Source organism: Hyphomicrobium sp. B1 (genome assembly GCF_049532635.1).
Classification (GTDB): domain Bacteria; phylum Pseudomonadota; class Alphaproteobacteria; order Rhizobiales; family Hyphomicrobiaceae; genus Hyphomicrobium_B.
Window position 1 is genome coordinate 2,652,937 of sequence record NZ_CP134871.1, and the last position, 22,111, is coordinate 2,675,047.

At 60.0% G+C, this 22,111-nt stretch carries 16 protein-coding genes; 4 read left to right on the top strand and 12 right to left on the bottom strand.

Annotated features, from left to right (window positions below):
- Positions 1 to 8 precede the first annotated feature (8 nt).
- From RLW55_RS12645 to RLW55_RS12675, 7 genes are all read right to left on the bottom strand, one after another.
- Positions 9 to 2,360: a DUF1989 domain-containing protein gene (locus tag RLW55_RS12645; RefSeq protein ID WP_423414381.1), complete on the bottom strand. Its 2,352-nt coding sequence runs from the start codon at positions 2,358 to 2,360 to the stop codon at positions 9 to 11.
- Positions 2,361 to 2,446: 86 nt separating this feature from the next.
- Positions 2,447 to 3,811 carry an NAD(P)-binding domain-containing protein gene (locus RLW55_RS12650; protein WP_409560475.1) on the bottom strand — a complete coding sequence of 455 codons (1,365 nt, stop codon included), beginning with the start codon at positions 3,809 to 3,811 and terminating at the stop codon, positions 2,447 to 2,449.
- Positions 3,812 to 3,866: 55 nt separating this feature from the next.
- Positions 3,867 to 4,994: an aminomethyltransferase family protein gene (locus tag RLW55_RS12655; RefSeq protein ID WP_409560474.1), complete on the bottom strand. Its 1,128-nt coding sequence runs from the start codon at positions 4,992 to 4,994 to the stop codon at positions 3,867 to 3,869.
- 63 nt (positions 4,995 to 5,057) lie between these two features.
- Positions 5,058 to 6,098, bottom strand: a complete 1,041-nt coding sequence (locus tag RLW55_RS12660) for a heme-dependent oxidative N-demethylase family protein (RefSeq protein ID WP_423414382.1) — start codon at positions 6,096 to 6,098, stop codon at positions 5,058 to 5,060.
- A gap of 36 nt (positions 6,099 to 6,134) precedes the next feature.
- Positions 6,135 to 7,100 (bottom strand): PDR/VanB family oxidoreductase, encoded by a 966-nt coding sequence (locus RLW55_RS12665; RefSeq protein WP_409560472.1) that lies wholly within the window; start codon positions 7,098 to 7,100, stop codon positions 6,135 to 6,137.
- Entirely contained in the window at positions 7,097 to 7,699 is a 603-nt protein-coding gene (locus RLW55_RS12670; RefSeq protein ID WP_409560471.1) for a dimethylamine monooxygenase subunit DmmA family protein, read from the bottom strand. The genes RLW55_RS12665 and RLW55_RS12670 overlap by 4 nt, the downstream gene beginning before the upstream one ends.
- A 100-nt stretch (positions 7,700 to 7,799) precedes the next feature.
- Positions 7,800 to 9,593 carry an APC family permease gene (locus tag RLW55_RS12675; RefSeq protein WP_423414383.1) on the bottom strand — a complete coding sequence of 598 codons (1,794 nt, stop codon included), beginning with the start codon at positions 9,591 to 9,593 and terminating at the stop codon, positions 7,800 to 7,802.
- Positions 9,594 to 10,079: 486 nt separating this feature from the next.
- Between RLW55_RS12675 and RLW55_RS12680 the strand changes: the two genes are divergently transcribed.
- Together RLW55_RS12680 and RLW55_RS12685 are read left to right on the top strand one after the other, a co-directional pair.
- On the top strand, positions 10,080 to 10,805 hold the full coding sequence (locus tag RLW55_RS12680) for a hypothetical protein (RefSeq protein ID WP_423414384.1): 726 nt from the start codon (positions 10,080 to 10,082) through the stop codon (positions 10,803 to 10,805).
- Positions 10,802 to 11,575 carry a FadR/GntR family transcriptional regulator gene (locus tag RLW55_RS12685; RefSeq protein ID WP_409560468.1) on the top strand — a complete coding sequence of 258 codons (774 nt, stop codon included), beginning with the start codon at positions 10,802 to 10,804 and terminating at the stop codon, positions 11,573 to 11,575. Before RLW55_RS12680 ends, RLW55_RS12685 begins: the two co-directional genes overlap by 4 nt.
- Here RLW55_RS12685 and RLW55_RS12690 read toward each other — a convergent pair.
- From RLW55_RS12690 to RLW55_RS12705, 4 genes are all read right to left on the bottom strand, one after another.
- Positions 11,563 to 12,873 (bottom strand): ABC transporter substrate-binding protein, encoded by a 1,311-nt coding sequence (locus RLW55_RS12690; RefSeq protein WP_423414385.1) that lies wholly within the window; start codon positions 12,871 to 12,873, stop codon positions 11,563 to 11,565. The genes RLW55_RS12685 and RLW55_RS12690 overlap by 13 nt on opposite strands.
- 203 nt (positions 12,874 to 13,076) lie before the next feature.
- Positions 13,077 to 14,105, bottom strand: coding sequence for an alpha/beta hydrolase family protein (locus tag RLW55_RS12695; RefSeq protein WP_423414386.1), 1,029 nt, complete (start codon positions 14,103 to 14,105; stop codon positions 13,077 to 13,079).
- 299 nt (positions 14,106 to 14,404) lie between these two features.
- Positions 14,405 to 14,764, bottom strand: a complete 360-nt coding sequence (locus RLW55_RS12700; RefSeq protein ID WP_409560465.1) for a hypothetical protein — start codon at positions 14,762 to 14,764, stop codon at positions 14,405 to 14,407.
- A 257-nt stretch (positions 14,765 to 15,021) separates the two neighbouring features.
- Entirely contained in the window at positions 15,022 to 15,945 is a 924-nt protein-coding gene (locus RLW55_RS12705; protein WP_423414387.1) for a LysR family transcriptional regulator, read from the bottom strand.
- 173 nt (positions 15,946 to 16,118) lie between these two features.
- Between RLW55_RS12705 and RLW55_RS12710 the strand changes: the two genes are divergently transcribed.
- Positions 16,119 to 17,399 (top strand): aromatic ring-hydroxylating oxygenase subunit alpha, encoded by a 1,281-nt coding sequence (locus tag RLW55_RS12710; RefSeq protein WP_423414388.1) that lies wholly within the window; start codon positions 16,119 to 16,121, stop codon positions 17,397 to 17,399.
- Between the two features lie 15 nt (positions 17,400 to 17,414).
- On the opposite strand, the gene RLW55_RS12715 is transcribed toward RLW55_RS12710, so the two are convergent.
- The gene (locus RLW55_RS12715; protein WP_409560462.1) at positions 17,415 to 19,223 is read right to left on the bottom strand and encodes a chloride channel protein; all 1,809 of its coding nucleotides are present in this window, start codon (positions 19,221 to 19,223) and stop codon (positions 17,415 to 17,417) included.
- A gap of 869 nt (positions 19,224 to 20,092) precedes the next feature.
- On the opposite strand from RLW55_RS12715, the gene ilvD reads away from it, so the two are divergent.
- Positions 20,093 to 21,922: a dihydroxy-acid dehydratase gene (ilvD, locus tag RLW55_RS12720; protein ID WP_423414389.1), complete on the top strand. Its 1,830-nt coding sequence runs from the start codon at positions 20,093 to 20,095 to the stop codon at positions 21,920 to 21,922.
- Positions 21,923 to 22,111 lie beyond the last annotated feature (189 nt).

A 22,111-nucleotide genomic window follows, 5' to 3' on the forward strand; every position in this document is an offset into this window, starting at 1 on the left:
GTGGCGCTTCACATCCGGACGCGTTCTTTCTTTGGATCGTAGAACGGGAACGGCACGACTTTCGCCTTGAAGCGCTTCTGCAAGCCATCGAGGCGGCCGATTTCAACGGCCGTGTCGTTGGCGGCGTGAATGGCTTCGATACGTGCGAACGCCAACGTCTTCTTCAATAGCGGCGAGCGCATCGCGCTCGTCACGATGCCAATCTGTGCCCGGCCGATGAACACCGGATCGCCGTGCGACGGCTTCTCGTTGCCCTCGATTTCGAGACCGACCAGTTTGCGCAGCGGATGTGCGCGGCGGTTCTCAATAGCGGCCTTGCCGATATAGTCGTCTTCCTTCTTTGTCGGCACCGTAAAGCTGATGCCGGCTTCAAGTGGATCGGTCGTCGAGTCGAAGTCATGTCCACCAAACACGAGGCCCGCTTCGATGCGCACCATATCGAGCGCGTCGAAACCGAACGGCTGGATCTTGAATGGCGCGCCGGCAGCCATGATCGCATCCCAAACCGCAGGCCCATCTTTTGGATGGCAGAATACTTCGTAGCCGAGTTCGCCGGTATAGCCCGTGCGCGACACGAGCACCGGAATGCCCGCAACGCCGCCGATGCGTCCGATTGTGAAGCGGAAGACCCCAAGCTCCTGCATCGTCGGCCGGCTCGGCGCCGTCTCGACGATCGACGCCAGGATCTCGCGCGACTTCGGGCCTTGGACGGCGACGTTATTGAGTTCGTTCGTTGCCGTCTTGAGGTTCACCTTATAGTTCGTCTTGGCGAGTTGCTCTTTTAGCCAGATGAGACTTGCGTCGTCACCGCCGATCCAGCGGAAGTTGTTTTCGCCCAAGCGGAACAGCGTGCCGTCGTCCACCATACCGCCGTGCTCATAGCACATCGGCGTATAGTAAATTTGACCGACCGCAAGCTTGCGCACGTCGCGCGTGATAATGCCGTTGAGGAATTGCTCGGCATCCGGTCCAAGCACCTCCATCTTGCGCAGCGGCGACAGGTCCATGATGACGGCCCGCTCGCGGCACGCCCAATATTCCTCGATAGCGCCGGCGTTCGCATAGCAGTGCGGTACCCAGAAGCCGCGATAATCGCCGAAGTTGCGAGTGAGGGCTGACGTGCGCGGGTGAAATCCCGATTCTCTTGTCAGCTGCATTGGAGCATCCGGTGCCATTCTGTATCCGATCGAGCGCTTGAACGGGGTGTCCTTCGGGTAGACCCGAACTTGGATTTCAGTGAGGTTCCAGCCGTTCGAAGCGTCGATGTCGGCCGGGCAAGAGGATGTGCCGCAGACGAGATCGGTCAGCGCGCGCATCATCACGTAGTCGCCTGGACGCGACCACGGTTCGTCGGACCATATGTTGTTATGGCAGTCGACGTTGGTGTTGAAAAAGAAGTTGATCGCCGGCCAGCCTTTATAGCTGCCGATCGGATAGTCCTTCAGCGCCTCGTTGAAGTTGTCCGAGCAGTTCGGGTGGCCGAAGTAGCCCATGTCTTCATAATAGCGCGTGGTGCATGCAAGGTTGAATGTATCATGCCGTCCGACCGTGTCCTGCACGACTTCGACGAGAGGGTTGCGGTCGCGATCGAAGAACTTCGAGAACAGTCCGGGCTTCGGATAAGCCATGCCTGTCATCGTCCGCGTCGTCGTCGAGTCGAGGCCGAGCACATTGCCCTTGTCGAGCTCCTTGCGGTTGAATGCCAGGAAGTCCGAGCACTGACGGCCTTGCACGTCGATGATCTGAATATATTCGCCTTCGTGAACCTCGAAGCTTTCCGCACTTGCGATGTTGATTCGAATGTCGAGGCGCGGCTCGGCAATCGGATCGGGCAGTCTTGCTTCGTTCAGAAGTTTCGGATTGGCGCGCTGAATGAAAACAAGAACGTCGGTCGCAGGCGTCTGATCCCAGACGATCATCGGCTCCGCCGGTGCGCCGATAACAACGAGAACCGGTTTTTCAGCCTGAAGAGAAACGACGTCGCCGGGAGCGGATTCGGGGCCAAGCACGCGTGCAGCTTTGACCCGTCCGAGATCGAGGCCGCGCCGGAAAAGCCCAAAGCGCACGCGTTGTGCATCCTCGCTGTCGGCTTCAAGTGCCTTTTGGATGCCGGTCGGCGTCCCTTCGCCTTTGAGGCCGATTGCGCCGAGGTCACTTTTTCCGCCCGGTGCGAAAGCCGCGATCTCAACCGTCTGTCCGCCTTCGAGCGGACTGATTTCCACGCGGTCGCCCTTGTCGAGTTCGTAGACGGCCGTGCCACCGCCTTTCAAGACATAACGCTCGACACCGGGCAGCAGTGAGGATTGGCCCGGAACAAAAAGCTTGGGTCGTGCGGGGGACGTCAGAACATTGTCGCTCATGGTGTCCTCATCTCGCTGAAAACGATCGGTGGACTGACCGCTCCGTTGCGGCCAGTCCACGATCGGTCGTTGGCGTGTCGTAGGGCTTACTCAGCAGCCACCTTCGTGCCTGGCTGGTTGAGGAACGCTTCCATCGAGTCATCGAGTGCACGCATCCATGGCGTATGATGAACCGGTGCCTGCGTGCCCGTCAGAACCGATTTGTGCGAGCGGTCACGGTAGGTCAGGATGTCTTCCATCTTGTGATGCTCCCACTCCTTGAACATCTTCGCGACGGCGTCGACGTCGAGGCGCGGATAGTCGGTCGGAGCAAGAAGATCGCGCATGTATTCCGTCTGGAAATCGATCGCGCCTTCCGCATCCGGAATGGCTTCTTCCATCTCCGTCCACTTGTGGATGTCTGCCATCATATCCGACTTCGACGGCAGCTTGATGCGGCCAAGCACGACGTCACGCGCATACCACGCCTGAGCATCGAACATGTTGAACGTGTAGAACTGATCCTGCATGCCGATGTACATCAGCTTCGGATTGTCGATCCAGAAGATGCCCTTGTACAGGTTCGGCGGATAGAGACGGTTGCGCGACTTGAGACGCAGCGAGTCTTCCATGAACGGGTGATGGTGCAGGTAACCCGTGCACAATACGATGGCGTCGACTTCCTTAGACGTGCCGTCCTGGAAGAACGCAGTCTTGCCTTCGACCTTTTCGAGGAGCGGACGCTCGTCCATTCGCGCCGGCCATTTGAAGCCCATCGGCCGCGTGCGGAACGAGAACGTGACAGACTTCGCGCCGTACTTATAGCACTGAATGCCGATGTCTTCCGACGAGTAGCTTGCGCCGACGCACAGAACGTCCTTGCCGGCAAACTCGTCCGCCGAGCGGAAATCGTGCGAGTGCAGCGTACGGCCGAGGAACTTTGTGAGGCCAGGAAATTCCGGAATGTTCGGCGTCGAGAAGTGGCCGCTGCCGCAGAAGACGTAATCGAATTCCGACGACGAAATCTGATCGGTTACGAGATCCTTCACCGAAACCGTGAACTTCTGCGTCGTCTCGTCGTAGCTCACCCAGCGAACCGTATGGCTCATCTTGATGTAGTGCATGATGCCGCTGCGCTCGATGCGGCCCTTGATGTAGTCATGCAGCACGGCGCGCGGTGGGAACGACGGGATCGGCCGGCCGAAGTGCTCTTCGAACGAATAGTCGGCAAATTCGAGCGCTTCTTTCGGGCCGTTCGACCACAGATAGCGATACATCGAAGCGTGAACCGGCTCGCCGAACTCGTCGGTTCCGGTGCGCCACGTGTAGTTCCAGATGCCGCCGCAGTCTTTCTGCCGCTCGTAGCAGACCATCTCCGGAATGTCCGCGCCCTTCTTCCGGGCGCTTTCGAATGCGCGCAAAACTGCCATCCCGCTCGGGCCGGCGCCGATAATCGCAATACGCTCTGCCATGTGTTGGTGTCCTTCCGACAAATACTTTGGGTTCAAGTCCTGGGTCAAAATTGGGTTACGCCGCTTCGCGCGGATGCGTGCGCAAGCGGAGCGGATCGTAGAACGGCATGCGAACGACGGTCGCTGGGAAGTCGCCCTTATCGTGCACGACGAGTTGCGTTCCGAGCTTCGTATAGGCCGGCTCGACCTGCGCCATTGCCAACGATTTCATCAGATACTTGCTGTAGGTCGTGCTGGTGACGACGCCGACTTCCTTACCGTCGACGGTGATCTTCGCACCCGGCTCGATCGCGCGATCGGTATCGACTTCAAGGCCAGTCACGAACGAGCGTTCCTTGCCCTTCTTTTCTTCCAGCGCCTTCTTGCCGATGAAATCTGGCTTGGATAGATCGACAGTCCAGTCGGCGCGAACCTCCCACGGCGTCGTGTCTTCGTTCGACATTTCGTAGGGGAAGAACAACAGGCCGCCTTCGACGCGGACGATGTCGAGGCATGCCCACGAAACCGGAATGAGGCCCTTGTCCTTGCCCGCCTCAAGAATGGAATCCCACATCTTGTGCGCGTCGGATGCCTTGCAGAACACTTCGTAGCCGCGCTCAGCCGAATAACCGCCGCGTGCCAGGCGCACCGGCGTGCCGAACAGTGTCGTCGGCTCATGCTTGAAGTAGCCGAGGCCGGCGAGATCCATCGGCGTATGCGGCGCGAGGATTTCAAGCGACAGCGGACCCTGCAGCGCAAGAATGTGGACGTCGTCGTCCTTCTCGACCTTCACGTCGTACTTCGGCGCAAGCGAGAACAGAACTTCTTCGAGCTTGCCCGCGCCGTGCGAGAGCCGGAACTCCGTCGGGCTGTCGACGTAGACGAGGACGTCGTCGATTAGTCCGCCGTTTTCGTTGACGATATTGGAGATGTGCGAGTCGCCGGGCTTCGCCTTCGAGAGGTCCGACGTCAGCATGTAGTTCAGAAGCTTCTGCGCATCCGGACCCGACACGTTGATGATCTGCAACGATGAGACGTCGAACAGACCTGCGCGGTTGCGGACGGCTTCGGTCTCGAAATAGGGGTCGGTCTGATAGGTCTGCGGCAGCGGCATGTTGTTCCATGAAACCGAATCCAGATCGGCTCCGTTCGCCCGGTGGCGATCGTTCAGGATGGATTGCCGGGGCAGATGAGCGAGTGACATGAGCATTACCTCTTGGCTGTCTTTAAACTGGTTGTGGCTGACGTTTCTTTGGGGACGAAGGATTCAATCCGGGCCGCCGCCGGGCGAGGTCGGCGCGCCGTCATCGTATTTCTCCAGCCAGTCGATTGCCGTCTGGCGATAGCGGACGAGACCTTTGTACTCGACGAGCTCGGGCGGCAGCGTCTTCAGTACGCGCGGCAGACGGCGGCCCCACTTCGGCACCGTGACGATCTGTTCGAGGCTCATGAGATAGCCGCGGATTGAGAACAGGATTGCGTTCGAACGCGGCAGGCGGAAGAGGCCCTGAAGCTCGACGCGAAGATGCAGCTTCTCTCCGACGTTTTCCGGCGTGATCGTCGTCCGGTCCTTGCCCCACTTGGGATAGTTTTCCGGGCTCGTATCGAGGCGTGGATTGATGGTCATGGTCCAGTTGAGGCGGCGCACAGGACTGCCGATCTGCAGGTTCAAAAGGAATTTCAGCGCGCGTTCGAACACGCCAGCTTCATGCGCCAGTGGTACGGGACCGTGCCATTCGAAGAAGTTCATGCCGACGTCAAAATCGAGCGACCAGTCCGCCTGCGAGGTAATGATGCCCGCATCCATCCAGAGTTGATTGTCGCGCTGGTCCTGGATCGAGAAATCGCCCTGTACCTGACGGCCGATATATTCCATCGGTTCGTAAGGCAGCGAGTTGACTTCACCGAACGTGAACTTCTGGTCGATGTTGAGCGGCTTGTTGATCCAGTGCCAGTGTGCGCCGTCCCGGTGCAACGTAAAAAGATCGGGATAGTCGCGTGCAAGCGAGACCATGACCAGTTCGAGCATGTCCCATTGCGCCGTCATCATGTGCGGCATGGCCTGGCAGCGGCCGGGATCTTCCTGCAGCACCATCGCCCGATCGCGCATTTCCGAGACGTAGTGCTCGTCGATGTCGAAGGCGTTCTCGTAGACCGAACCCTTAGGGCCCGGCGTGTGCGGCTCGATGTTCACCGAATAACGGTACTTGTCTTCGATGAACGGAAACGGAAATCGACGGATGGTCGACGGGCTGTTCTTATAGGTGAAATCGTCCCGGAACGTCTCGTCTTTGAAAGTCAGCGCCATGCCGGTGCCTCCCCGAATGCGAATTGAAAGATGCCGTCAGAGGTCGAGTGTGATCGACCCGGTTTGAATGCGAGACATGCAGATCATGATCTTCTTGCCGCTGACCCGTTCGGGCTCGGTCAGGAAGTGGTCGTTGTGCTCGATGTAGCCGTCGCATGCGACCACTCCCGTTTCGCACTGGCCGCAGGCGCCGCCGCGGCAGAGGAATGGTGCGTCGACGCCGTGTTCTTCGAGCGCTTCGAGAATGCTCTGATGGCCTTTGACCATGATCTCGCGGCCGGATTTCGCGAGCTTGACGATGAACGGTTTGCCTGGCGGCGGGGCAGAGAACTGTTCCGAATGAACGTTTTCTGCAGGCCAGCCGAGCAGCTCCGCCGTCTGCAGCGCCCAGTCGATCATCGGCTTGGGGCCGCATGCGTACATGTGCGTGCCGAGCCGCTGATTGCCGAGGATGCTTTCGAGCGGGATCATCTGGCCTTGGTCCTGGCGATAAACGTTCACCCGTGCGCCGTACCGCGACTGCAGATATTTACAGTAGGCTCCTTCTTCGAGCGAACGCACGCCGTAGTGCAGCTCGAAATTCGATTTCAGGCTGTCGAGGTCGTTCATCATCGACATGAACGGGGTGATGCCGATGCCGCCTGCAATAAGAACGTGCTTCTTCGCGAGCTTCACGGGCGCAAACAGATTGAGCGGCTCGCTGATCTCAAGCTCGGTGCCGACCGAGACGTTCTCGTGCATGAACTTCGAGCCGCCGCGCGAGTCAGCACCGCAATTCAGGACGCTGATCTGGTAGCTCGATGTGTCGAACGGCGATCCCATCAGCGAGTAGGGGTTGCGCATCATGCGGTCGCCCGAATGCATGACGACGGAAATGTGCGAGCCGCCGGAGAATTCCGAAAGCGGCGCGTTGTCGATATCGACTAGGCGAAAGCGCTTGATGCGGGCGGCGACTTGCTCAACCTCGGCAACGCGGACGCGGCGAAGAGGGGAACCGCTCATTGATAAAGTGCCTCCGTCGGTGGAACATCGCCTGGAATTTCAGCGTCGATGCAGACGCCTTGGAATGCCGCGAGGCGGCGGGAATAGTGGTCGCGAACGAGAAGCGTCAGGCCGCAGTGTGTGCAGGTCACGGGATTGGTCGTGACGTTCTCGATGAAGCCTTTGCAATGCACGCATTGCACGCGGCGCATCAGCGAGCCGCGGTGTTCTGTCCGGATCGAGAGATGGTCGATTGAATAGTCGGCCGCGGTCTGTACGACCGAGCCGATCAGCGGCTCTGTTCCGGCGGCGTACAGCCGGAGACCCATCGGCGCCTCCTCGAGCAGCTCGCGAAGTCGCGTGATCGCTGGCGCAAGTGAAGGAAGAAATTCGGTTGTCGCCGGCGAGAGCTCGGACTTCGCTGTTTGCATGTCAGCGTCGCTCAGCGTGTCGGCAAGAAGCACCGTGGTGCGCTTTGCAAAGGCGGTGTCGGCGCGCGAAAACAATTCTGTGACGGCGGCCGCGCCGCCCTTGTCACATACGATGATGTTGCTGCGGGCGTTGAGGTCCGGGCTGAGGCCCGGATAGATCGGACGGCTTTTATTCGTGCTGATCGTCATCAAGTGCTCCTTAATTCCGGTGAGCTTCCTGCCGGAAACTTCCGGAAGCGATTTGACCAGACCGGAGCGGCGATGTGAACCGCTCCGGTCCGCTCTTTCTTTAGGCAGGCAACTGGAAGAACCAGTTGGAAGCCAGGACCACAAGGAAACCGGCTACGAGCACGATGTAGGGCAGCGCGCCGGCTTTCTTTTTCTTGAAGTCAGCTTCGTGCAGTCCGAGGTCTTCCAGCATGTGTGCCGGGAAAACGCCTTTGTCCTGCACGTAGTGGCGGAAGCAGAAGACCGGGATGATCAACGCTGCCGTGAACAGGCCGGCCCACAGAGCCGACGGATTCCACACCTTCGCGCCCGCTCCCATGAACACGGCGTTCACGAAAGCAAACACTGCGCCGATGGCAAGCACCCACGTCGGCGCCCGCCACGGACGCGGAACGTCGGCGTTATCGATGCGATGCAGCCAGCCCGAGTTGAGGTTCAGGAAGTTGAAGATGATGTAACCGCAGTTCGAGACGGCGAGGATGAAGAAGAAGCTCGTGGCATCCGCGCAGGCAATCGCCAGGACTGCGAGGTTGATCACGAGATCGGTCCACATCGCGCGCGTCGGTGCACCGTGCTCGTTGACGTGGCTGAGGTAACGCGGCAGCCAGCCGTCACGCGAGCCCTGATAGAGCGTGCGCGAGGAACCCGCCATCGCCGTCATTAGGCAGAGCATCAGGGCGAGGATCATGAGCATGACGAGCAGGTTCGTGACGAACGCGCTGCCATGACCCACCATGTTGGCCATCGCCGCCGCGACGCCCGAACCATCGACGATGGATGGCTCAAGCATACCCGACAGGCCGAGGACGCCCTGGAACGTGAAGGGCACCAGCGTGAAGAGCACAAGGCAAAGGAGACCCGAATAGAAGATCGCCTTGAACGTGTCGGTGCCGGGATTGCGGAACTCGCTCGTGTAGCAGACCGCCGTCTCGAAGCCGTAGGTTGACCACGCCGCGATGAACATCGCGCCGAGGATCAGCGTCCATCCGCCGATATCCCAAGAGCCCATGTCCGGCGCATACGCCGCTTTCAAGGGTTCAAGGGGGGTGAAGTTCGACCAGTCGATCTGGCCCGTTATGATTGGCACGACGCCGACGATCAGCATCGGGATGATGACCGCGAGGCCGATGTACTTCTGCACGCTCGCAGTGCCGAGAATACCCCGGTGCTGAATAGCGAAGGTAATCAGCATCAGGATTGCGCCGATGAAGAACGCGGCGTTGAACGAGAACGACACCGGGCCGAGGGTGCCGTGGAACGCCGACCAGTTGCGAATTGCAGGCGTCAGCGCCGCGACGGCATCCGACGAGAGCAGAGCGGTAACGGCGTCGGCGGCCGTTTTGCCGTGATTGGCAGCAAGCCATTCGGCGATACGCGGAGAATCGGCCGGGATCGAACCTGCGTGCGCACTGATCCAGGCCGCCACTTGCGGCGCATCTGCCGGCGGGATCGGAGCCAGTGCGTTGAGGATGTAAGCGGCGGCAATGGAGCATCCGAGCGATAGCACGGGCGACCAAGCGAACCAGTTACACCAGACGGAGAGCGGTGCGATGAGCTTGGAATAACGCACCCAGGCGGCCGCGCCGTAGACTGAGGCGCCGCCTGATTTGTTGGGAAAGAGACCGGCGATTTCTGCGTAGGTGAAGGATTGAATGAATCCCATGATCATCGACGCGAACCACACGAGAAAGGCGACCTTTCCCGCAACGCCCGCGATACCGCCTATCGAGAAAAGGACGAGAGCCGGGACGCCGCTGGCGACCCAAAACGCACCTCTCCAATCGATCGCCCTAACAAGTTGACCGGACGTGGCGCTTGGCCCGTCCGCAGTAAGCGTTCCCGTTTCTGTTGCCATGTTCTCTCCCGATTGAGCCTTATCGGTTGATGAAAAACGAGCACCTCCCGGTTTCGCGGCTCAAGCCCTTGAGGGCCTTTGCCGATCGAAGCCGAAAGAGCGGCGGACTGCCGTCGAGCGCGGGCTTGGTTTGATGCAACCGGATGAAATGCCCGGAAACCAATTTAAACCAGAAAACACCGCAATTGCCCAACGGCGGCCATGTTAGGGGAAGGTGAATTACCCGCAAGTCAAAAAAATCACCATCAAGAAACCCTAATTGATTATTTCGCAGGCACAAAAAGCATATTTTATCGCAATACTTAGATGTTATCGCGGTTATCGCAGTTGCGAAACCAAATTGGGTATTTTTGGTCAAATGCGGTTGCATTTTGGTCCGCAAAGAGCGATTGCTGTGGCATGGGAGTGAGATAGAGAAGGATTTTCGCAATCGAGATGCGAAGCGCAGCGGCCAGCAAGTCTCGGAATTTGTGGGTGGAATCGACGGTGAGTGGGTTCGATCGGATATCGCGCGCCCGGACCGAAGAGGCTGCGCGTTGCTGGCTCGAAGCCGACGCCGTGTCGGCTGAGGAGCAAAGCGAATTCGATTCCCTGCGCGCCGTCTGTCGATCCAACGCTGGCGCTGCGCGCCTGCTTCTCGGGCACGAGCACGAAGCTGGGAACTGCTTTGAGGCGGCCGAGCTAACGTGGCGAAATGTTATCGCCGGCGTCGCCACACTCGATGTGCCGATGGGCGGCGCGAGTTCGTCTTTTCATTTCCGGCTCGCCGCAAAGGCGCCGGACGTTTTGATGGGCGCGCAACGGGAGCGATATCGCCGTCTTGCAGAAGCGGCTCTCGCGATCACCCAATTCAATCGCACGCTGATCGGTCGCCGAACGCCAGACGCCGCATGCACCGCGGAGTGTGCGGCCGCGTTGAGGGCGACTTTACGAGACGTGCTAGGCTATGCGGCGCCGGAAGCGCGACTGCTCTCAGCTTGCATCGAGCCGAACGGCGACGCTGATATCTACGCGATTTATGCCGACAAACTCTACGATATTTCCACGCGTCAGCTGACGTTGTCGGCCGCGCTTTCCGAGACGTGCGCAAATTTGGAAAGCGCCGTGGCACTGACCGCACTTCTCGCACCCATGATTTTAGAGGCGATCGATCGTTCCGCTGACGACCCGTGCGGCGCCGCCAATCCGAACCAGCAGCTTGAGTTTGAATGATGTCTGATACCTACGACTTCGAAACACCGCCTTGGATCCATGACGTCTCGCGTCATCCGCTCGTCACGCCACGGGTCAAGGAGATTGCGACACGTCTTTTCGGGCGGCTCGCGTCGGGAGAATTTCCGTTCGGAACGCGAATCCCTGCCGAACGAGACTTAGCGGAAGCGTTCGGTGATAGCCGCGCAACGATCCGTCAGGCGCTCGAATTTTTGTCGGTTTACGGCATTGTTTCGCGTCGCCCTGGCAGCGGTACGTTCGTTTCATATCAGCGAAAACCACATGCGAACGGCAATGCGGGGGGACACTCCTCGTCACATATCAACGTCGATCAGCTTGCCGAGACGGCCTCGCCCTTTGCCATGAACGTCGCGGGCTCCATTCTCGCGCCCGAGATGACGCGCCTCGCGACGATCTATATGTCGACACGCGATATCGCCGACCTCCAGAGTCAGCTTCAGCGCCTCGAAGCCATCGTCACCGAAGCTGAAATATTTGCTGCGCTTGAAGAAGAATTCATGATGACGATCGCGCGCGGCACGCATAATTCGCTCATCGTCGCGATGTACGCGATCCTCCATGAAGTTCGTCGCCATCCGCAATGGGCGGCCGCCAGGCGGCAGGTGCTTACGCCGGCCAAGATCAAGAGCATCCAGTTGATGTTTCGATCGCTTTACGATGCTATTGCTCGGCGCAACGTCGAGACGGCCGTCGAGATCATCAAGCTTTACGTGGCGAACGCCCACGAAGATATGATCTACGAATCCTGAGCGGTCAGGCGTTCGAGCGTTTCCGCTGACGCCGCCAAATGCTCGCGCTGGTCCCACATCAGATCAAGCGCACGCATATGCTTGACGAGCAACGAGCGGTTCTTTGCCCACCAATCGGCAATCGAACCGAACTCCTGGATGCGTGCTTTGCCGTCAACGATGGCGACGACCGGCCAATCGCCGACTAGCGCATTGTCGATGCCGAACAGATCCTTGCCCCACCATCGCGCTTCGCCAAACGCGTGCTGGCCGATGCCGCCGATCTTCATGGCGGCGAGCACCGAGAAGGGCTCGAACGCGCGGGCGCGCTGCACGGCAGATTTCCAAAGCTCGAGCGTCGAGGCGTATTCCCACGACACCGCGCTCCATGTGCCCGGAAAGCGCCGGCAGAATTCATCGTAGAAGGCGCCGGGATCTTCGAAATTGATGTGCCCTTCGTTGAGGCGCGGATCGTCGAAATCAGGGAACTGAAAGACGAAACCTTCCATGAAATCGCTGCTCGTCCGCCGGATCAGCTCCTCGTAGTTGTCGCACGTGCACGATAGCAGCCGGCCGCGGAAGCCGCGCTTGAAGGCTTCGATCGTCAGCGCATGGACGAACGGCTCGTAGGCGGTGTCCCAGCATAGAATGTCCGGGTTCTTCGCCATCAACTTATCGACGATCGGACCGAAATCGCTCGTATCCGGCTCGAACAGGTGCTCCGCAACGAGTTCAATGCCGGCCGCCTCAAAGGCCGCCCGATAGGTCGCAATCGACGGCAGGCCAAGCAGGTCGCGCTGCGCGCAAAGGGCCGCTGTCTTGATGCCTGGATGCGTCCGCTTGAGCCACTCGACTCCCGTCACATTATAGATCGGATGCACTTCGCTCGGCGCAACGAGGGTTGGCGCATCGGGAGACAGATCGCTCGGCAACAGCGTCGCGACGAGCATGCGATGCTGCTTGATCAGCTTGCGAACGTCCGTCGTGAGATCGTTGCCGCCGATCATCAGGATGAGTTTGACGCCTTCCTCCACGATCAGCTTCTTGGCGCCCTGAAGCGCCCGGTCGGGCTGATACATCGTGTCGTAAGGCACTAGTTCGAGCATGTAACGGCGGCCGCCGACTTTCAGTCCGCCGGCAGCATTCACGCGCTCGGTCCAGATGAGGCTGCCGTTATATCCGGGAACCGCCCATGCCTTCAGCGGGCCTGTAAGAGGCGCGAGAACGCCGATCTTGAGGACGGTTGAAGACCCCAACCCTAGGTCTCTCATCGCAACCGCCAGAGCCGATACAACGGCACTTCGGGGTCTAGCGGCCATAGCTTGAAATTACCGGACTTTGAGTTTGTTGCCGCACGAGGATTAACGTCATTGCATTCCAAAAGGCCCACGCTTGCACGGCGGGCGACAACTCTTCACACGCAAGAATGTTTAGCTACGCTAAATCGCAGCACGCATCTTGTCGATAGCGCTGGATCAATGACAGACCGTCCCGATTAGAGGAACGGCCTGTTGTGCGGTCGCTATCGCGTTGCGCCGGTTGTTGCAATGGCCGAAGTTGCCAATGCCGTCGCAGGTTGCTCGGCGGGCTCTCCTGCAACCAGCATCTCGCTGCCGCGAACCGTCGTCAGAAAATGGTCCAGGCTCGTACCCCAGATGTCCCAGCCCTGGCGATCGTCCGCAATGGTGTGTCCGTCCGAGCCGTAGGGCGGCAGGATGTGTTCCTCGACGTTGCCGCCGCCGCTGCTCCAGGCGTGCGCCAGCTTCACCGCGAGGTTGGGTCCGAAATAACTGTCGTTTTCGGAATAGAACCAGATCGTCGGCTCGCGTGCCGTCTCGCCGTAGAAATGCGCCGCCGACAGAAGATCGCTTTCACCGCAGATCGCATTCGGCTGGCCATACGCGTGCCCGCCGCGTCCGCCGGCGAAATTCACGATGGCCTGGACTTGCGGAAGGTTGCGAGCCGCAACGGCCAGCGATGCCCATCCGCCGGTTGAGATGCCGGCGACGATGGCGCCGCGCTTGGCGATAAAGGGTTGTGCCGTCATGTAGTTGATCGTCGCCACGATGTCGTCGGCGGCGATGTTGCCGGATTCATAGTGATTGGGATTGGCGCAGGTGCCGACGGCCTCCGACAGTTGGCCGCCGGTGGCGCCATGTCCGCGGCGCTGCGGAAGGATGACGGCATACCCACGCTCGACGAACCACCGCGACAGCCAATAATAAACCGGCATCGAAACGGCGAGGCGCGTGGATTCATCAGTGCCGTGATTGATGACGACGAGCGGAAACTGTTTGCCCGGCGCTTTGGGATCTTCCGCGGGCCGGAAAAGGGTCGCGCGCAGCGAACGTCCGGGTTCACCGCTCGGCAGGATCCAAAGCTGCTCGCGCATGCGCGGACCTTCGGGACCAAAGCCGCCATAGGTGTTGTCCGCCGCTGATGCCGTGCCGCAAACGAGGGCGGTGAGGCCGATTACGGCGATGAGAAAAACCAATATTCGCAATCCGTCCCCCGCGTCGCGCGACACGCAAATTCCCTTCAAGAAAGCCATCAGAGGTTCCCCGTCTCGCGCAACTTCCGCGCTGCAACATTGGATGGCGGCGCGCCGCCATCGTCAAGGGCTGTAATAATGATCGCGGAATTGCGATTTATGCCTGTTTTTATTGACGAATTTTGACGTTCGCGCCGATGGCCCGCGACAGGCAGCCACCGAATTTCCCCAATTGCAATGGCCAAGCTTCGCTGTGCGCGGCGCGGCGGACGCTGCGATTCGCTTCCAATTTGCTCCGCCGACGTCAAAAAAATGAAAGCGCCGGAGAGCCTCCGGCGCTGTTCGTTCGTCAGATGTGATCACCACCAGCACAGGCCGATGCAATAGCCCGGACGATAGCGGTAGGCGTACGGGCGGCGATAGGAATTATAGTAATAGTGGCGCCGGTATACGCTGTGATGGCGGCGATAGTAGCGGTTGCGCCAGTGGCGGTGACGCCAAGCGCGATGATGACGCCAGTAGCCATGCCGGTAGCCGCAATGGCGATATCCGTTCCGCCACCAGCAGCGGTAGCGGGCCTTTTCGACGAGATTGGCCTGATCGCCTTTCAGCGCCAGCACGCCGCTCGTCAGCGCACCGGCGCGCGCACTTGGTGCGTAAGCGCCGAATGCCAAGGCCATCGCGCAGCTGAGCGCGATGATCGAAAGCAGTTTCCTCACATTGTCCCCCTTTTACCCAACACGTTCGTCCCGAAGAAATTGTGATCCGTTGTGCTCCGGGTCCGGCGATACTGCATTCGCGCCATGTCAGTACAACCCTAATCCGTCCGTTCAGCCCGCGTCGACGCGCACTTGTGGCGAGAGTGTGGCATGTGCGCGCCACCGCATGGCTCAGACGAGGGGGCTATCCACAGGCCGCGAAGTATCGCAGGGGGGCGCCGGATGGTGCTTGGCGATGTGCTGCCCCGGTTCCGGCGCTAAATTGCTCCGCCGCGAGCCGACAGCCGTCGCCGAATTTCGCGTAGAAAAATCTGCGTCGGCACGGTCTGTTGTGCCTCGGGATGCGTGATCAGGTAGAGGCAGTAATTCGGCAGCGTCGCCGACGGTAGCAAGGGCCAGAGGTGATCGCGTTCTTCGCGCGAGACGAGAATGGTCGGCAGAAAGCCAAGTCCGACGCCCATGCGGATCATGCGCTTGGCTTCATCCAGGTTTTCCGCTTCGCCTGATGGTCTCAGTCCCAGTCCATAACGCAGGCGGAAATTCTTCACTTCCATCGGCTCATCCGTGCCGGTCACAACGAAGCGTTCTGTGGCAAGCACTTCCGGACGGTTGACCGTCGCGCCATAGAGGGGGCTGGAGCGAGCGCAGTAGAGCTGCTGAAATTCGCGCACCAGCGGCTCGTGAAGCAGCTCGGCGCGCGGCGCGGCATCGAAAGAAATGCAGACTTCCGCGCGGCCCTTGGCCAAGGCCTCGACGACGATCGGACAAGGTGCAACTTCGATCTTCAGGCGGATGCCAGGGTGACGCCGCCGCATCGTATCGAGCGTTGCATCGAGTTCCGGCGAGACAACGCCTGAGACGGAGCGGATCGTGAGCAGGCCCTGCACGTCGCCGGACGTCCTGGCGATATCGTTGGGCAGGGATTGGATGGAGTCGAAAAGGGTGTCGCAAAACTTGGCCAGGACGTGCCCCGCCGCCGTCAACTCGACGCCCCGCGGTGTTCGAAGGCATAATTTTTCACCAACGTGCTCTTCGAGACGGCGAAGCGCCAGGCTCACCGTCGGTTGCTGCAGATTGAGCCTTCGGGCCGCTGAACCGATGCCTTCCGAGCGGCATATTTCGCGGAAAATCTTCAGTAAATTGAGGTCCAAGCGCCTGAAAAGCGAGGCGCCCGACGACATCGTCTTTTTCCGCACAGCCAATACTACACCACTCTTGATCGAGCCAACCCACTCATAAATTCTATTTATGTCACAGATTGTAAAGCGATGGGTTCCCGGTCTCGGCCCGGCCGCTGATGATGCGCGCGCCTTCATCAGTCGAATTCGACCTCCCGGGAAAGGATCGAAATTCCATGTCCCCTTCAAATATCGTCGGGTTTTCCTCGACGGAAACAATTGCCGACAAGCTCGCGACGATCACCGCTAAAATCGAGCAGGCGGCCGCGCAGCCGCTGGCCCGTGCGGTGACGTTTCCTCCGGCAGCCTATACCGACGAGGATTATTTCGCCTTCGAAGCCAAGCGCGTTCTTGAGACCGGCTGGCTTTGCGTCGCGCATGTCTCCGAGCTCAAGGAGCCAGGCAGCTTTCTCGCCGTCGATCTGCTTGGTGAACCGCTGGTCGTGACGCGCGACGAACGCGATCAGATCCACGTGCTGTCGCGCGTTTGCCCCCATCGCTCTATGGACATCATCCCGGAGGGCTTTGATTTTCCGCGCCGTGGCACCGCGAAGCGTCTGACGTGCCCTTACCATCTTTGGGCGTTCGATCTCGATGGGCATCTCAAGGGCTGTCCGCACATGCAGCGCGTCGAGGATTTCAAAAAGGACGACTGGCAGCTCGCGGGTTTCCGTACCGAAGTCTGGAAGGGCTTCGTCTTCGTCAACTTCGACGGCAACGCGGCGCCTGTCGCCGAGCAATATAAAGACCTCGCGACGATGCTCGCGCCATGGAACACGGAAGACATGGAGGTCGTCATCACGCTCGACTGGGAGTGCGACTTCAACTGGAAGGTGATGATCGAGAATTGGATGGAATCCTATCATCACATCGGTGCGCACGCCGAAACGCTCAATCGCACGATGCCTGGCCAAAACACCTGGAGCGAGCCCGAGCACCCGCATTTCATTCGCGCCCATCTTCCCTTCAAGGAACGCATTCGCGAGGAGATGGAGGAGGCACTGGCCAAAGGCGAAACGCTACCCGGTTTTTCGCCGATCTCCGGTCTTTCGATTGAGGATCAGGTCGAATGGGGGCTTTATGTCGGCTTTCCCTGCTTCATGCTTCTGACAACGCACGACCGCGTGCTGTGGTATCGGCTGCTGCCGCTATCGGCCGGAAAGTGCAAGCTGCAGACAATGACGCTCGTCACGAAGGCCGCGATGGCCGCGCCCGACTACGCTGAGACACTCGCTGCCGAAACCAAGATGCTGAGCGACTTTCACAAGGAAGACATGCTCGTGAACGTCGGCGTGCAGCGCGGGTTAGCGTCACGGAAAGTCGTGCAGGGGCGCCTCAGTCATCTCGAGGAACCGGTCTGGCTTATTCAGCGCTACGTTGCTGCCCGGCTGAAAGGGACGTATCCCGAACGCGCCAAGCGCGCGCCCTATAGCGGTCCGCTCGCGGCTGCTGAATAGACGATATGGTCTCGGCTAGTTGCCGAAGATCTCGCGCTGACGGGCTTCGAGCTCCTGGCGATAGCGCCGGAGCGCGAACGCTTCCGTGATGTAGCCCAAGGCGTGCCTCGACGTTTCGTTGTCGACGATGACCAGTCGCTCTGTTTCGCGCTGTTCAAATAACTGCACGAGCATGTCGAAGCGCGTCGAGGCCATCACCCAGTCATTGCTATGCTCAAGCGACGACTTCAGGTCTTCCAGCGTGCTGCCCGGATTGTCGTTCAATTGGTCGACATGCAAGGCAGCGACATCAAGGAGGCCAACGTACGCCGCCTTTTGGTCCGCGACCGCTACGTACTTCGTCGAGCCGACAGGAAAGCGTGCGCAAAAGTCGGCGAGCGACATGCTGATCGGCACTGTATTCAAATCGCGCCGCATCAGATCGCGGGCCGTCGTCTGCCGTGCCCAGCCGACGTCTTCGCCGCCGAGGATCGCTTCGCCGCGCAGATGAAAACGCCACGTCGCAAACGAGTATCCGAACACTTGCCTGACGGTCAGTGTCGCGGCCAGAACACCGAGCAGAACAGGTTCGACGACCGTCAAGTCGCCGGTAACTTCGATCGCGAGCAGCGCCATCGCCATCGGTGCTCCGACGACTGCAGCGCCAAAGCTTGCCATGCCGACAAGGCTGATGATCGCCACATCGTTCGGCGCGACCACGCCGGCCATCACGCCGACGTTTCCGGCAATGGCGCCCGTGACGGCCCCGAGGAAGAGCGATGTCGAGAACAGGCCGCCACGAAACCCCGAGCCGAGCGACAGCGCCGAAGCCACAATCTTGCCAGCCAGTACGACGGCCAACAGCTTTACCGGCCATTCGTTATTCAGGATCAGCGCCATCGCATCGTGGCCGGAGCCGAGCAGATGCGGCACGAAAATGGCCATTAAACCGACCAGCAGGCCGCCAGCCCATGGCCGGAAGACGTCACGCATTTTGCTCTGTCGGAATATGCGCTCGACACCCGTCACGCAGCGCATCAAACCGACCGACAGTAGTCCGCAAGCGACGCCGAGAAACAGTGCCAGAATGGCGTAACCATCGCTGCCAAAGCCATTTGGATTGAGCGGAATGTGATAGGAGTGGCCGACCAAAAGTCGCGACGCCAGATGTCCCGCCACGGCCGCCGCAACGACGGGTGACAGCGTCGCGACGGTATAGCTGCCGACGATGAGTTCGAAGCCATAAGCGGCTCCTGCGAACGGCGCCGCAAAGGCTCCCGCGATGCCGCCTGCGCATCCTGCGCCGACGAGCATGCGCACGTCGTGACGACGACGGTTCAAGAATTGTCCGACTTTCGAGCCGACGGCTCCGGCAGCCTGCGTAAAGCCGCCTTCGATCCCGAGCGACAGGCCGAAGCCGCTCGATAGCAGCGACTGCAAGGCCACGAACGCGCTGTCCCTGAACGACATGCGGCCGCCGTAAAGCGCGTTGGCTTCGATCGGGTCGACGATCACATGCCTCAGCCGCGACTGGTGCAAGTACGTTGCGCCGACAAGGACGCCGCCCAGGGTTACGATGAAGATCACCTGGGTGGGAGAAAGGTCCAATGCCGAGCTGAGCCGCTCTCCCGCATTAAGCCCAAAGAGATATTGGTGCGCGGTTTCCGAGATGAGGATCATCAGCGAAGCGATGGCGCCGCTGGCCGCGCCGACACACGCTGCTGCGACGACCAGGATAAAGGTGTTGTCGCGGAGAAGCTTGCGCAGGGACCCCCGGTAAACGCGGATAACGGCAACAGCCCATCTGAGCGGTCTGCGTTTCTGGCCGAAGGGGAAAAGGCGCATATGGAATTTAAATCGACATGAGGCTCCCAGCTGAGCCGGACCTAGCATACGCCGATTGTCTCTGTCATTGCAGAAGATGCCGTATTCGGGCGGGCGAAAGGCAGCCGAACTTGTACGCTGGGTCGCTTGTGCCAGTCTCCAGCAGAAGACAATGAGCGGTGGAGAGACAGCGCGAGAAGAAAAGAGTAGCTGGACAACTATGACGAGTCGTCGCACCCTGACGCTCTCTATGCAGACCATCAGGAGCCCCGGCCGAAATCCCCTGAAGTCAGGCCGGGGCTTTTCTCTGCCGATTGACGGTACGCCCCAGGACCTATTTCGTTTCCGCGCTCATCCCATAGTATTGCGCTAGAGAATGCATTTGCTCGGCCGTCAGATCTTTCGCGATCGAGCGCCTCCGCGCAAATGTATCATTGTATCTCTCGCCTCTCGCAAATTTCGGAGACGTCTTCGATCTGCCGATCTGTCAGAGCGTTGCCACCGGCGCCATGATATCCGACCGCCGTGCAGACTCCCACGACGCTCCGCCGGCGTGTCGGTGCTGTCCGAAAAGGCCGGACAGATTTTCCGAGCAGGGTACGGTAAATCCCAGAGCTCAGACGGCAAATTCGCTATGTAATTTGACCTTCCGGACGCTTCTGCTTAATGCGGCATCGCTGCAATGCATTCGGGCCTGCCGACAAGCAGTTCTCGCGGGAGGCGGCGACCGCCGCTGCGTCATTGGCGCTCGGCGCGAGACCCTGTTATCTTCGGCATTCGGCGCCAGTTATGCTATTGGCCAGCCCACGAAAAGCGGCCGGGATGGCGAGCCATCGTCCGCTTGATCTCCAGACGACCCTTACGAGCCCATTACGAGAAAGACCCTCGATATGCCTCCTTATCGTTCCAGGACGACCACTCACGGCAGAAACATGGCTGGAGCGCGCGGCCTATGGCGCGCAACCGGCATGAAGGACGAGGATTTTGGCAAGCCGATCATTGCCGTCGTCAACTCGTTCACGCAGTTCGTTCCGGGGCATGTGCATCTCAAGGATCTCGGACAGCTCGTGGCGCGTGAAATCGAACGCGCAGGCGGGGTCGCGAAAGAGTTCAACACCATCGCCGTCGATGACGGCATCGCGATGGGCCACGACGGCATGCTCTATTCGCTCCCCTCTCGCGAGCTGATTGCCGACAGCGTCGAATACATGGTCAACGCCCATTGCGCTGACGCCATGGTCTGCATTTCCAATTGCGATAAGATTACGCCCGGCATGCTGATGGCGAGCCTGCGGCTCAACATTCCGACCGTGTTCGTTTCGGGTGGACCGATGGAAGCCGGAAAGGTCGTCCACGACGGCAAGGAGACCGCGATCGACCTTGTCGACGCGATGGTCGCTGCCGCCGACGATCGCGTGTCCAACGAGGCCGTCATGGCGATGGAGCGTTCCGCCTGTCCGACGTGCGGTTCGTGCTCGGGCATGTTCACCGCGAACTCGATGAACTGCTTGACCGAAGCGCTCGGCCTTTCGCTGCCCGGCAACGGCTCAATCGTCGCGACGCATGCTGGTCGCAAGCGATTGTTCGTTGAAGCTGGCCATCTCATCGTCGATCTGACCCGCCGCTATTACGAGCAGAATGACGAGACAGCACTACCGCGGACCATTGCAGGCTTTGCCGCCTTCGAGAACGCTATGACGCTCGACATTTCGATGGGCGGATCGACGAACACGGTGCTGCATTTGCTTGCCGCTGCGCAGGAAGCCGAAGTGCCGTTCACGATGAGCGACATCGATCGGCTGTCGCGCCGCGTGCCATGCCTGTGCAAGGTCGCGCCCGCGAAGTCCGACGTGCACATGGAAGACGTTCATCGCGCGGGTGGCATCATGGCGATCCTCGGCGAACTCGATCGTGCGGGCCTGCTCCACACCGACGTTCCGACCGTCCACGCCGCCACCCTGGGTGAGGCCCTGTCGCACTGGGACGTCGCTCAGTCCAACAGTGAGACGGTCGCAGATTTTTATCTCGCATCGCCCGGAGGCGTGCCGACGCAGGTCGCATTCAGCCAGGATCGCCGCTACGCCGAACTCGACCTCGATCGCACGAAGGGGGTCATTCGCGACAAGGCTCATGCTTTCTCGCAAGACGGCGGCTTGGCCGTACTGTTCGGCAATCTCGCCGAAGACGGCTGCATCGTGAAAACCGCGGGCGTCGACGACAGCATCCTGAAGTTCACCGGACGTGCCCGCGTTTTCGAAAGCCAGGATTCGGCCGTGTCAGACATCCTCGGCGGCCGGGTTAAGCCGGGCGATATCGTGCTGATCCGTTATGAGGGACCGCGCGGCGGACCTGGCATGCAAGAGATGCTCTATCCTACGAGCTATCTGAAATCGAAAGGCCTCGGCAAGGCTTGTGCCCTCGTTACGGACGGGCGCTTTTCAGGCGGATCGTCGGGCTTGTCGATCGGCCACGTATCGCCAGAGGCGGCAGCCGGCGGCGCTATCGCGCTCGTGCAGGAAGGCGACGAGATTCAGATCGACATCCCCGAGCGCCGCATTCATCTCGCGATCAGCGACGAGGAAATGGCAAAGCGTCGGGCCGCGCAGGAGCGGATCGGCTGGAAGCCCGCAGAAGCCCGAACGCGTAAGGTTTCGAAGGCTCTGAAAGCCTACGCCAGCATGGCGACCAGCGCTTCCCGGGGTGCCATTCGCGAAATTTGAGCCTTCAAAATCGGCGCCGTCTTCCTGAGAGGGAGGACGGCCGCTCTGGGCTTGCGGGAATAGGCCGTTTGATGCCTCGACGTTCCGTTCCGTTCCGTTTCGACTGCGGCGGCAAGCCATTATGCCATTCCTATAACGTCGCCCCTTCCGCCTTCTCGATTCCAAATATGGCCATCGCTACCTCTTCGT